General features: G+C 68.8%; 7 protein-coding genes and 1 pseudogene. 1 reads left to right on the top strand and 7 read right to left on the bottom strand.

Annotation, left to right across the window (positions count from 1 at the left end):
• The 5 genes and pseudogenes from OZ10_RS21930 to mrcB all read right to left on the bottom strand — a co-directional run.
• A pseudogene (locus OZ10_RS21930) lies at window positions 1-177 on the bottom strand (ADP-ribosylglycohydrolase family protein); the annotation flags it as partial.
• A gap of 35 nt (window positions 178-212) precedes the next feature.
• Window positions 213-932 (bottom strand): tRNA (adenosine(37)-N6)-threonylcarbamoyltransferase complex dimerization subunit type 1 TsaB, encoded by a 720-nt coding sequence (gene tsaB, locus OZ10_RS00555; protein WP_039413872.1) that lies wholly within the window; start codon window positions 930-932, stop codon window positions 213-215.
• A gap of 239 nt (window positions 933-1,171) precedes the next feature.
• Window positions 1,172-3,169, bottom strand: coding sequence for a DNA repair helicase YoaA (yoaA, locus tag OZ10_RS00550; RefSeq protein WP_039563647.1), 1,998 nt, complete (start codon window positions 3,167-3,169; stop codon window positions 1,172-1,174).
• A gap of 435 nt (window positions 3,170-3,604) precedes the next feature.
• Window positions 3,605-4,129 carry a tetratricopeptide repeat protein gene (locus OZ10_RS00545; RefSeq protein ID WP_039413866.1) on the bottom strand — a complete coding sequence of 175 codons (525 nt, stop codon included), beginning with the start codon at window positions 4,127-4,129 and terminating at the stop codon, window positions 3,605-3,607.
• 13 nt (window positions 4,130-4,142) lie between these two features.
• Window positions 4,143-6,587, bottom strand: a complete 2,445-nt coding sequence (gene mrcB / locus OZ10_RS00540; RefSeq protein ID WP_039563645.1) for a penicillin-binding protein 1B — start codon at window positions 6,585-6,587, stop codon at window positions 4,143-4,145.
• Between the two features lie 233 nt (window positions 6,588-6,820).
• Here mrcB and OZ10_RS00535 point away from each other — a divergent pair, with 233 nt between their 5' ends.
• Window positions 6,821-8,923, top strand: coding sequence for a glycosyltransferase (locus OZ10_RS00535; RefSeq protein ID WP_039413861.1), 2,103 nt, complete (start codon window positions 6,821-6,823; stop codon window positions 8,921-8,923).
• Between the two features lie 77 nt (window positions 8,924-9,000).
• On the opposite strand, the gene OZ10_RS22590 is transcribed toward OZ10_RS00535, so the two are convergent.
• Complete coding sequence (locus OZ10_RS22590; protein ID WP_039563644.1) at window positions 9,001-10,515, bottom strand: hypothetical protein; 1,515 nt, start codon at window positions 10,513-10,515, stop codon at window positions 9,001-9,003.
• A 369-nt stretch (window positions 10,516-10,884) separates the two neighbouring features.
• Window positions 10,885-13,044 carry a RelA/SpoT family protein gene (locus tag OZ10_RS00525; RefSeq protein WP_039563643.1) on the bottom strand — a complete coding sequence of 720 codons (2,160 nt, stop codon included), beginning with the start codon at window positions 13,042-13,044 and terminating at the stop codon, window positions 10,885-10,887.
• Between the last annotated feature and the right edge of the window lie 216 nt (window positions 13,045-13,260).

Here is a 13,260-nt window from a genome sequence, read left to right as displayed (position 1 = left end):
GCGGTGCGCGCCTGATCGATGCGCGCACGGTGCCGCGCTGCGGATGGGGTGACGGTGCTGCCCGGCGCGCAATGCGAACGGGCCGCCGCCGCGCATGCCGTCGATCGGCGTGAAGCTACCCGGCGGGCAGAATTCCAGCGTGGTGCCCAGCGCATCGCCGACTGCCAGGCCGAGCAGGCACCTGCGAAAACGGGTGCGTTATGCAGCGTCGTTCACGGCGTCGCGCCGGCCGCCTTGGCAGCGCGGGCGGCCTGTTGCTCGACCAGGGTGAGTGCGACGTTGTCGCGCAGGTAAGCCGGCTCCACCCGCTCCGGCGCCACGCCTTCGCCGCGCTGCAACGCCGGCACCGCGAGCGTGAGCAGATCGGCCGCACGTGGCAGCGCGGTTGCATCGACACTGGTCAGGCGGGTCGCAAAACGCTGTTGCAGCAGTGCGTCGGCCGCGGCGAAACCGGTGCCGACACCGGCCATACGCGCGGCGCTGTCGGGCAGCGCGAGCGCGTCCGGTGCGCACACCACTTCCGGTGCCAGTTCCAGCAAGGTGTCGCCGCTGCGCGCAAACACGCCGGCATACACCTCGCCCATGCGCGCGTCGATGCAGGCCAGCACATGGGGTGCATCTGCCGGCGCGCGCAGGGCCAGCACCTGCAGCGTGGAGATGGCCAGCACTGGCAGATCCAGCGCCAGGGCGATGCCTTGCGCGATGCCGATCGCCAGACGCACGCCGGTGAACGCACCGGGGCCACGGCCCACCGCAATCGCATCGAGCTGGCGGCGCGCGATACCTGCCTCGGCCAACAGCTGCTCGGCCCACGGCAGTGCCAGTTCGGCATGGCGGCGTGGCGCCAGTTCGAAACGCTCGATCACGCGGCCATCCACGTGCAGCGCAACGGAGCAGGCTTCGGTGGACGTTTCGAATGCGAGGATGTTCATGGGAGAGCCGGAACCGGGGACCCGGGACTGGGAACCCGGAAAGGGGCAAAGTTTAACTGATCGATTCGAGGGGCCGGGACCGTGTCCGCGCGTGCCAACCGATCCATGCGGGTAGGTATGCACAAGCGACTGGGCGGACCGACCGGCAACGCGACATCCGCGACGGCCATTGCACATCAATGCGGCATGCGCGGCCGCCCCTGCGTACTTCCGACGGCCACCACCAGCTCGCCCTGCGTTTATCCGGGTTCCTGGTCCCCGGTTCCCGGTCTCGTCCCCTGCGGCTCAAAAAACGCCTGCACATCGGCAATCTCGCGCGTGCGCGCAAACGGCGGCAGCGATTTCATGAAGGTGCGTCCGTAGCTCTTGTTCACCAGGCGCGGGTCGCATAGCACCAGTACGCCACGGTCGGTTTCGCTGCGAATCAAGCGGCCCACGCCCTGCTTGAGCGCGATCACCGCCTGCGGCAGTTGCTCGTCGCGGAACGGGTTGCCGCCGTCGCGGCGGATCGCATCCAGGCGCGCTTCGAATACCGGATCGTCGGGCGCGGCGAACGGCAGCTTGTCGATCACCACCACGCTCAAGGCATCGCCGACCACGTCCACGCCCTCGCGGAAACTGGCCGAGCCCAGCAGCACGCCGTTGCCGGAATCGCGGAAGCGCTGCAGCAAGGTTGCGCGCGGCGCTTCGCCCTGCACGAACAACGGCCACGGCGCACCACGCAAGGCCTCGGCCGCTTCGCGCAGCGCGCGATGCGAGGCGAACAACAAGAACGCACGGCCGTTGGATGCTTCCAGCACCGGCGTCAGTGCCGCGATCAAGGCAGTGCCAAAGCCACGCGCGGCCGGGTCGGGCAGATTCGGCGGCAGATAGCACAGCGCCTGGCGCGCCCAGTCGAAGGGACTGGGCTGCAGCAGGGTCACCGGGTCGCTCAGGCCCAGCCGCTGCGCGATATGGTCAAACTCCCCGCCCACCGCCAGCGTGGCCGAGGTGAACACCCAGGCCGCGTGCGATTTTTCACGGTGTTCGCGCAGCGGGCCGGAGACATCCAGCGGTGTGCGCTGGCAACGGAATCCGCGCGGACTCAGTTCGTACCAGAGCACATCGTCGTCGACCGTCGCTTCCGGCGGATCCTGCGCAAAATCGGGGATCGGCACATCCTCGCCCAGCCAGCGCGACAACCGGTTCAAGGCCTCCTGCGCACGCGCCGTGCAGCCATCGAAACCCGGCGACGCCTGGCGCAACGGCAGCAGCGCCTCGCCCAACCGCGCCAGGGCGGACAGCACTGCATCGAAGCCTTCGCGCACCTGCGGCTTGGCCAGCGCGCGCCATTGCGTGCCACGTGGCGGCAGCCCCTCCATGCCGGCACGTAGTCCGCGCAAGGCCTCGTCCAGCGCCAGGATCGGTGCCTGCAGGCTGGCCTGCGCGCCGGCCACCAACCGCGCTTCCACCATGCAATCGCGCGCCAGTTCCTGCCACGGCCGCATGCCGAAACTTTCGCCGAAGAAATTGGCCGCCAGCTCGGGCAGTTGGTGCGCCTCGTCGATGACGAAGGCTTGTGCGCCCGGCAGGATTTCGCCGAAACCTTCCTGCTTGAGCGCCAGATCGGCCAGCAGCAGATGGTGGTTGACCACCACCAGATCGGCCGCCTGCGCGCGCTGACGGGCCTGCACCACGAAGCACTCGCCGTAGAACGGGCATTCGGTGCCCAGGCAGTTATCGACGGTGGAGGTCACCATCGGCAGCAGCGGCGAGTCGTCCGGCAAGGCTTCGAGCTCGGCCATGTCGCCGTACTGGGTGCGCCCGCTCCAGGCCACGATGCGCTGGAACTGCGACACCTGCTCGGGCGTGGCAAAGCGCGGCTCGCCACGCGCCTGCTGGGTGCGGTACTTGCACAGATAATTGGCACGCCCCTTCAACAACGCGCTGCGCAGCCCGACACCCAGTGCGGCACGCACACGCGGCAGATCGCGATGGAACAGCTGATCCTGCAGCGCACGCGTACCGGTGGAGACGATGGTCTTGAGCCCGGACAACAGCGCAGGCACCAGATACGCGTACGTCTTGCCGGTGCCGGTGCCGGCCTCGGCCAGCAATACATCGCGCTGTTCGAAGGCCTCGGCAATGGCGCCGGTCAGGCGTAACTGCGCCGTGCGCGGCGCAAACGCATCGAGCTGACGCGCCAGCGCCCCGCCCTCGCTGAGCGCCTCGATGCTGGCAGTGACAAGTTGGGACATGGGACCGAACGAAGAGCGGACAGGAAGCACGACAGCCTAGCGCGTGCGCAGTGATGCTGCCTGGGTCCGGCTTGCAGCAGCCGGCAAACACGTCATTGCAGCGAGGACACTACGGTGGACGCGGGGCGCATCGATTTCGTGATTGCGCCATGCCAGCGACAGCTGTCGATGATTGCCGACAAAGTTCAGGCGCCTTTCGATGCCGGACCACGCGATGGCGCTTGCGTCATCCGCGTGGTCCGACAGGCTGTTGCACCTTCGTTGCTACAGATGCCGCGCCCCATCCAGGCACATCAGACCAGGACCAAGGTGGCCGAGGGCGCTCGTCTTGCGTTGTGCTGCGCGGGCTGGCCCACGAAGCGACACAGCCCACCCGCAGGAGGCAGCCGACCGGGCCGCTCGCGCTGCTGGCAGCACGACTGCTGCCGTGCGCACTCAGTACCGCTTGACGCCCGGCACGGTGCAGCCGGCGATCTGCGCCTTGGCAGAGGCTGCATTTTCCTTTTCGCCCCGTGCCAGCCGCGACTGCTCGATGGTCGCCCAATGGCGACGGCACAGCGGGCCGGTCTTGGAGCCAAGCGCGATCGCCTGCTTGGCGAAGCGTTCGGCGGCAGGCCAGTCGGCTTGCAGCACGGATACTTCCGCGCGCTCCTGCAGGATCGCCGGGTCGCCGGACACCAGTCCCAGCGCCTGATCCAGCGCGGCTGCCGCGCCGGGCAGATCGCCGGCCTGGCGCTTGCTCTTGGCGGTCTCGCGCAGATCGTCCACCTGCGGGTCGCGCAGCGGCTGCACCGACAGTTCGGTGTCGTCCACACCGGCCTCGCGTTCGATCAGCAACAACCGCTGGGTCGGGGTGGTCGGGTCCACCGGGGCCGGCGGCGGCGGCGGCGGCGCGCTGACGCAGGCGGTGACTGCGGTCAACACGCCAACCAGGGCAAGCAAGCGGTGGATTCGGGTCATGGGGTCACTCCAGTCAATGCGCGGGTGGGGCCGTGGCAGGTGCGGGGGCGGGTCCTTCGGGCTTCTTCTCCAGACCGAAGAAGCGGCGCCAGCCGCCACCGCTGGATTGCTCGGCGGGCGCTGTGGCCTCGCCGGGAACGCCCTCGATCGACGGCGCACTGCCGGCGCAGGGAGCATACGCGGGCGTGAAGCCAACCACGAACGGGAACTGCCGCGCGCCGGGGCAACCGGCGTCGGTCACACCGGTCCCGGCGGCATCGACCGGCTGCCAGTCCAGCCCCTTGCCGCTGACCTTGAGCGGCGCGCTGGGCAGGCGCGCGAAGATGCTCGACCACACCCGCATCGCACCGGTAGCGCCGTACAGGCCGGTCTGCTCGTTCTGGTCGTTGCCCATCCAGATCACCGCCAGGTGATCGCCGGTGTAGCCGGCATACCAGCTGTCGCGACCATCGTTGGAGGTACCGGTCTTGCCGGCCGGCGACAGCCGCCCCAGCCCGTCGCTCAGCAACTGACGCGCGGTGCCGCCGCTGACCACCTGCTGCAGCGCGATGCTGATCAGGTTGGCCGCCACCGAGTCGCCTTCCTGTGCCGGTGCCGGGGTCTTGTCGTAGCGCTTGAGCAACTTGCCCTGCGGGTCGAGCACGCCACGCACCGCATGCAGCGGCTGGATCTCGCCGCCGGCGGCCAGGAACTGGTACAGCTGCGCCATGCCGTACGGGCTCTGGTCGGTAGCGCCCAGGATCAGCGAAGGATTGGGGTCGGCCTTGATCCCGGCCAGTACCTGGATCAGCTGGGCGATGCGGTCGGCACCGACCTGCATGCCCACCCGCACCGTGGCCTGGTTGTAGGAATGCGCCAGCGCATCGATCAGCCGTACCGTGCCGTGGCTGCGGTTGTCGGAATTGCCCGGCGACCAGGTCTTGCCGCGGCTGAGCTGCACGGTCACCGGCGAGTCGTCGACCCAGCTGGATAGCGCCCAGCGATCCGGCGAGGCCAGGGCCAGCAGGTAGACGAACGGCTTGAGCAGCGAGCCGACTTGGCGCTGCGCTTCCACCGCGCGATTGAACCCGGGCTTGGCCACGTCGCGGCTGCCGACCACCGCCAGCACGTCACCGTTGTGCACATCGGTCAGCACCAGGCCGGCCTGCAAGGGCGGGCGCTTCTTGTTGTCCAGGCGCTTGATGGTGCCGGTCACCGCGCCTTCGGCATACGCCTGCGCAGACGGCGACATACCGGTGAGCACGCTCATGCCGGCGCCCTGCAGCACGCCTTCCGGGTAGTCGTGCGCCAGCTGGCGGCGCACCAGATCCACATAGGCCGGGAAGCGGTTGGCTGCGACCAGGCCCGGCTCCTGCGGCACGCCCAACGGTGCGGCCAGCGCGCGCTTGTATTCGGCATCGTTGATCAGGCTGTTTTCGTGCAGCTTGCCCAGTACGAAATTACGCCGGTCCAGCGCGCGTTCCGGGTTGCGGCGCGGGTCGTAATACGACGGCCCCTTGACCAGCCCGATCAGCAGGGCGATCTGCTCGGTGGTCATCGAATTCAACTCACGACCGAACCACAGCTCCGCGCCCGACGACACCCCGTGGATGGCCTGCCCGCCACGCTGACCCAGGTAGACCTGATTGAGATAGGCCTCCAGGATGGTGCGCTTGTCGTAGCGCGCCTCCATGATCACCGCGTACAGGATCTCGTTGAACTTGCGGGTGAGCGTCTGCTCCTTGCCGATGCCGAGCAGGCCGCTGCGGGCCAGCTGCTGGGTCAGGGTGCTGGCGCCCTGCCGCACCTGGCCGCCGGAGCGCAGCATGATCCAGGCCGCACGCACCATGCCGCTGAGATCGATGCCGTGATGGCTGTTGAAGTCGCGGTCTTCCACCGCCTGCAAGCCGGTCACCAGCAGCTCCGGGACTTCCTCCATGCGCACCAGGCGGCGCTCTTCCTGCTTCTGTCCGTACAGCGTGGCGATGCGTGCCGGGTCCAGACGTGCGCTCTTGAGCGCCTTGCGGTCGCCGGCATCGCGCAGGCTGGCCACGCGGCCACCGGACAGCGCCACCTCGACACGCCGCGCGGGCACACGTCCGTCCACGTCGATATAGCCGCGGCTGGCGATGGTGAAGCGGCTGCCGTCCTGCTGGTAGGTGCCGGCCAGCTTGGCCTGGCCGTCGTCGCGGTAGGACGCCGCATCCAGCTCGGTCTTCAAGGTGGCCGCATCCAGCGCATTGCCGGGCGCCAATACCAACGGCCGCCCGTAAACGCGGGTCGGGATCTGCCAGCGCAGTTCGCCGAACCGTTGGCTGACCTGCTTGTTCAGATACACCGTGTAGGGGATCAGGAAACCGAGCGCCAGCGCAATGCCGGCAAATCCCCAGACAATCAGTCTGCGCTGCCAGCGGGAGCCTTGCTCGTCGGTGTCGTCCTGGAAATCGTCGGAATCGTCGTGGTCGTAGCGTCGGGGCACGGGAATGCGAGAATGTAGAGTCCGGCGAGTCTAGCGCAGCGGTGTCATGGTTGCGGTTCACCGGGCCTGGCGACTTAAGCGCGGCTAACAAACGCCGACACGCCTCGCGCTGTGGTCCGGCGATGCTCGGCGCGGCATGGCCCGCTCGGTACACTGCGCGCTCAGGCCCGCCTTGCCCCATCCGGCGACGGCTCGCCCTGTGTCACTCGTCTCTACGCTGGAGTTCCAACGGAATGTCGATGTCCCTGGCCGATGCGCGCTACCTGTTCAATCGCGTGCTTGGCCTGATCCACCGCAGCGTGGCGAGCATGCGCACCCGCGGGTGGCGCGCCACCTGGCAACGCATTCGCGTGCACACGCAGGCGCCGCCGGTCGCGCTCGGCACCCCGCTCTGGTTGCCGGACGCCACGCCGTTCGACGTATTCGCGGTACCGCACAGCGCCGCGCCACGGGTGACGGTGGTGATTCCGGTGTACAACCACATCGCCCATACGCTGGCCTGCCTGCGCGCGCTCGCCGCGCATCCGCCACGGCTCGCCATCGAGATCATCGTGGTGGACGATGGCAGCAGCGATGCCACCGCGGTGCAGCTGCCGCAGGTCGAGGGCCTGCACTATCACCTGCGCGCCAGCAACGGCGGTTTCATCGCAGCCTGCAATGATGGCATTGAACTTGCGCGCGGCGATTACGTGGTGTTGCTCAACAACGACACCATCCCGCAGCCCGGCTGGCTGGACCGGCTGATCGCCACGTTTGACCAGCACCCGGCTGCCGGGCTGGTCGGCGCGCAGCTCGTTTACCCGGACGGACGTCTGCAGGAATCCGGTGGCGTGGTGTTCGCCGATGGCAGCGCCTGGAGCTACGGCCGCTTCGAATCGGCCGAGGACCCGCGCTACGCCTATGTGCGCGCGATGGACTACTGCTCGGGTGCGGCGATTGCCCTGCCACGGGCGCTGTTGCAGACACTGGGCGGGCTGGATCGCCGCTACATGCCGGCCTACTACGAAGACACCGACCTGGCTTTCGCCGTACGCGCCGCCGGGCATCAGGTGCTGGTGCAACCGGCCAGCGTGGTGGTGCATGACGAAGGCACCAGCAACGGCACCGACACCCGTACCGGGGTCAAGGCCTACCAGGTCCGCAATCAGGCGGTCTTTGCGGACAAATGGCGGCAGGCGCTGATCCGGCAGTTGCCGGTCGGCCGCGTGCCCGGCCCCGCGCAGCTGCATCGCGGGCAGCGCCAGGTACTGATCCTGGACGAATGCGTGCCGCAGCCGGACCGCGACTCCGGCTCGTTGCGGCAATTCAACCTGATCCGTCTGCTCTGCGAAGAAGGCGCGCACGTGGTGTTCGTGCCGACCCGCCGCGAACATGCCGGATGCCACACCCAGGCGCTGCAGCAGCTGGGCGTGGAGGTCTGGTACGCGCCGTTCCTGGAGGGCATCGGCAGCTGGTTGCGCACGCATGGGTCGCGCTTTGAGGTGGTGCTGCTGGTGCGTCATCACGTGGCGCATGCCTGCCTGCCGTTGCTCAGGCAATACGCGCCCCAGGCACGCACCCTGTTCGATACCGTCGACCTGCATTACCTGCGCGAACGCCGCGGTGCCGAGCTTGCCGGCGATGCCAACCTGCTGCGCAGCGCAGAGCGCACCCGGGTGCGCGAACTGGAGATCATGGCTGCCACCGATGTCACCCTGCTGGTGTCGGCCGCCGAACAGGCGCAGCTGCGCGCGGACGCACCGCAGATCCGCACCGCCCTGCTCTCCAACCTGCATGATGTCGCCGGCAGCGGCCACCGTTTCGAACAACGCCGCGACCTGGTGTTCGTCGGAGGGTTCCGTCACGCGCCGAACGTGGACGCGGTGCAGTGGTTCATCAGCGCCATCTTCCCGCAGGTCCGCGCGCAACTGCCCGACGTGGTCTTTCATTGCATCGGCGCCGACCTGCCCGAAGCGCTCAAGCTGCTGGCCGACGAATGCCCGGGCGTGCAGTTGCACGGGCATGTGCCGGACCTGGTGCCGTTCATGGACAGCGCGCGCCTGTCGGTGGCACCGCTGCGCTTTGGCGCCGGCGTCAAGGGCAAGATCAACCTGAGCATGGCGCACGGCCAACCGGTGGTCGGCACCACCTGTGCAGTGGAAGGCATGCACCTGCGCGACGGCGAAGATGTCTGCGTGGCCGACGACGCCGACGCGTTCGCCAGCGCCATCGTACGGCTGTATCAGGATGCGGCGTTATGGCAACGCCTGGCGGACAACGGCTTGCGCAACGTGGCCCGGCATTTCTCGCTGGAGGCCGCACGCGACACGGTGCGCGCGTTGTTTATCGCGCCTTGACCGGCCGGTATCGCACGTGTCACCTGGCCGGCCGGGGCTCTGCGACCGACATCACTCACTCCCCGCCGACGCATGCCTCAGCGCTGCTCGGCCACCGCCCGCACCCGTCGCGTGAACTCGGCCAGCTCCGGCAAGCCTGGATCCAGCTGATGCGCCTGGTCCTGGGCACGTCGGGCGAACGCTGCATCCTCCTGCCCCAGCCGCTCGCTGCCGACCGCAACCCAGCGTTGCGCCAGGCGCCGACGTGCGCCGGCCAGCGCGTCGCCGTTGGGCGTCAGCGCTTGCCAGGCATCCAGACATCCGCGCGCCGCGCGCAGGCGGTTGTTGCGCAGTTCGTCTTCGAAGCAGCGTTGGCTGGCAGGCACCACCCGCGCGGCCGCCTGCACCACGCGTGGATCGCGCGGCGCAAGCGCCTGTGCCGCGCGCACGGCATCGTATGCACTGGCCCCGGGCGGCGTCATCCACTGCTGGCGTGCTTCGGCGTCGGCCACGCGTTGCAGCAACACGCGCAGGCGGCGCTCGCGCACTGCGCGCGACAGACCGGTCTGCGGGTCGCGTTGCGCATCGCGCGCACGCGCGATCGCCTGCTCGGCCTGCGCGATCGATGCAGCGCCCGGCAACAGGGCCTGCGCCTGTTGCAGCGACTGCAAGGCCTCATCGAAATGGAAATCCGCAGCCTGGCGACCCGCCTGCGCAGCGTATTCGCCGGCCACCCGTTCGAGCCCGCGCTGCGCCCCGGCATCTGCCGGCTCGGCGGCCAGCACCGCGGCAAAATCGCGCGCTGCCGGGGCCAACCGGCCGCGGCGCAGCAAGGTCTGAGCACGTTGACGGCGCTGCTCGAGCAGACGGTGATAGTGCCCCTCGGTCAGCGGCAGGTCGGCATGCCCGGCGTCGTAGCGCTTGGCAGCGGCCAGCAGGGCGGCGGCATCGGCAAGTGCGCCGCGTACCAGCGCATGGCGCGCCTGCGCCAGCAGATCGGTCAGGGCATCTTCGCGTCCTTCCAGCGCGTCGGTGCGGTCCGGGGCCAGGGTCAGGATGCGCTGGTAAAGCGGCAGCGCGCTGTCGGGGGTTCCATCCAGGCGCCCCTGTTGCTGGGCGATCACCGCCTGTGCGAGCAAGGCATCGAGCCCGGCACGGCGCGCCTGCAGGTCGCGCAGGCGCAGCGCGACCGGGGCGGTCTGCGCCTGCGGCACCTCCAGCGCACCTGCCAGTGTCAGCGCGCGCTGCGCACCGGGCGCATCGCCGGCCGCGATGGCCGCACGCGCCTGCACCACGGCGGCGGCACCGGTACGCGCCAGGCCGGTCCGCGCCTCGGTGCGATCGCTGTCCAGCGCGAGCGCAGCGTTGAACAATTCGCGCGCCCCGGTGCCGTCGGCTGCGCTGAGCCGGCCGCGCAGCAAGGCCGCATCGCCGCGTTGCAGCAGCTGCTGGATGCGCGTATCCGGCCACAGCCAGTCGGCAAGCGGCTTGCGCAGCACGATGACGCTGAGGAGCAGGCACGCGGACAGCGCCAACACCACGCGCCATAGCGCGCGGCTGCGCAACGGCGCCCAGAGGCGGGGCGACCTGGCCCAGCGCGGCAGCGGGAACATGCGGTGGCGTCCATCCTTGGCGCGACCTGACGGGGACGCGTTCACCCGACTATGGTAGCTGCCTGCTGCGAAGACGATGTGCGTTTCGGGATTCGGGATTCGGGATTCGGGATTCGGGATTCGGGAATCGGGAATCGGGAATCGGGAATCGGGAATCGTCAGGCAAACATGGCTGATCGGCTGATGCGCTTTGCAGATCCACGGATAAACGGTCGCGACACGGACAGCATAGCGGCGCAGCGACTTGCACCGCATGGCCTCCATCGTCCGCTTGCTGACCATCGATGGATGCCACGGCATGCGCTCTGACGATGACGCCGCTCGTCTGTGCGGCGCCCGTCAAGCGAACGCCACCGCCTTTACCCAGCCTCAGCCCAGGCGTCGGACCTCGTTGACGCCGGGCAAGGCGTCCAGCTTGCCGAGCAGGGCCGACAACTGGTCGTAGTCGCTGACCTTGAGCCGCAGCCGCAACTGCGCCCTGCCGGTGTCGCGCACGTTGTCGCTGTTGATCTCCAGCACGTGGGCGTCTTCCTGCGCGATCAGGTTGGTGATGTCCTTGAGCAGCCAACGGCGGTCCACCGCACGCACCTGCACATCCACCTCGTAGCCGCTGCCGGCCTTGCCCCACTCCACCGGCAACACGCGCTGCGGGTGGGCGGCGGCCAGCCGCGCCAATGCCGCGCAATCGGTGCGGTGGACGGTGATGCCGCGCCCGCGGGTGAGGTAGCCGGCAATCGGCTCGCCGGCCACCGGCTGGCAGCAGCGCGCCAGCTGCACCAGCAGGTTGCCCACGCCCTGCACGGTGAATTTGGGCTTGCCCAACCCATCGCGACGCGCAGTCGGGCGTGGCGGCGCCGGCACCGCCGGTTGCGACGCGGCGCGCTCGGCTTCCAGCAATGCGCGGCTGACTTGGTTCGGGCCGGTATCGCCCAGCGCCACCTGGATATACAACTCGTCGATGTTCTCGGCGTGGAATTTGCGTGCCGCCACGCCCAGATCGGCATGCTGCAGGCCCAGCCGCTTGAGCTCGCGATCGAGCAGGTCCTTGCCGGCCTGCACGTTGCGCGCGCGGTCGAGCTTGTGGAACCACGCACGCACCTTGTCGCGCGACCGCCCGCTGGCCAGAAAGCCGTTGGACGCCAGCAGCCAGTCGCGACGCGGGTCGGCTTCCTTGGCGGTCATGATCTCCACGCGGTCGCCGCTGCGCAGCCGATAAGTCAGCGGCACGATGCGGTCGTTGACGCGCGCGCCACGGCAGCGATGCCCCACCATGGTGTGCACGTGATACGCAAAGTCCAGCGGCGTGGCGCCCTGTGGCAGATCGATCACCTCGCCCTTGGGGGTCAGCGCGTACACGCGGTCTTCGATCAACTCGGCATCCAGCGCACCGGCCAGCTCGCCGTGCTCGCCTTCCTGCACCTGCTCCAGCAACTGGCGCATCCACAGGATCTTGCGGTCGAAGGCCTTTTCGGCGCCCTTGCCACCTTCCTTGTATTTCCAATGCGCGGCCACGCCAAGTTCGGCCTGGGCGTGCATCTCGAAGGTACGGATCTGGATTTCGATGGTGCGCCCTTCCGGGCCGACCACAGCGGTGTGCAGCGAGCGGTAGTCGTTGGCCTTGGGACGGGCGATGTAATCGTCGAACTCGCTGGGCACCGGCGCCCACAGCGAATGCACCGCGCCCAAGGCCGCGTAGCAGGCCGCCACGTCGTCCACCATCACCCGCACTGCGCGCACGTCGTACAACTGGTCGAAGGACAACCGCTTTTTCTGCATCTTCCGCCAGATGCTGTAGATGTGCTTCGGCCGCCCGCTCACCTCCGCACGCAGCCCCTGCCCGGCCAACGCGCTCGACAGGCTGCGCTTGACCGCTTCGATATAGCGCTCGCGTGCAACGCGGGTTTCATCCACTTCGCGGGCGATGCGGCGGTAGGTCTCCGGCTCCAGGTGACGGAACGCCAGATCTTCCAGTTCCCACTTCACCTGCCAGATGCCCAGACGGTTCGCCAGCGGGGCATGGATGTCGCGGGTGAGCTGGGCCAGCGCGCGGCGCTGTTCCTCGTTGAGCCGGTCGGCCACGCGCATGCGCGACAACTGCCGCGCCAGCAGGATCGGCACCACCCGCAGGTCGTGGATGATCGACAGCAACAAGCGGCGCAGGCCCTCGCTGTTGCGCCCAGCCTCGCGCCCGGCATGCAGCGCCCAGACCTGGTCGGCCGCATCCAGGCCATCGAGCAGGCCCTCCACCGCCACGCGCCGCTCCGCCGGTTGCCACGGCAGGGCGGCAACGGTGCCGCGCAACGCCGGCAGGTCGAACAGCAGCGCCGCAATCAGGGTGGCCTCGTCGGCCGCCAGCGAGGCCAGCGCATCCAGCGTGTCGCCGAGCAGCGACCACGGCACGCTGTCGGTTGGCGCGGGCGGCATGTCCTGCCAGGCCTGCGCAAGCGCGTCCCGCAGGGTGGGTGCGATCGAGGCGACAGCCGGGCGCTGCAGCACTGCCTGCAGGCGTTCGAATGAGGAACTGGTCACAACGGTGGACACGGTGGCGGCAATAACAAGGGGCTGACAACTACGGTAACGTGCGCGTCACCCTCTCCACAACGCGAAATTTCGGTGCCCGTGCGCTGCCGCATGACCGCCGTGCTTATGGTCGGTTCACGCGCCAACGTCTTGATTCGCAACCGCTCGGCGCAATGCGGCAGGCGCCGTCACAGTCCATCTGCGCCGCATCCGCCGCTTTTTACG

The organism is Xanthomonas cannabis pv. cannabis (assembly GCF_000802365.1).
Taxonomy (GTDB): domain Bacteria; phylum Pseudomonadota; class Gammaproteobacteria; order Xanthomonadales; family Xanthomonadaceae; genus Xanthomonas; species Xanthomonas cannabis.
The sequence above is the reverse complement of the archived record's forward strand: the minus strand, read 5'-3'. Positions and strand labels throughout refer to the sequence as shown.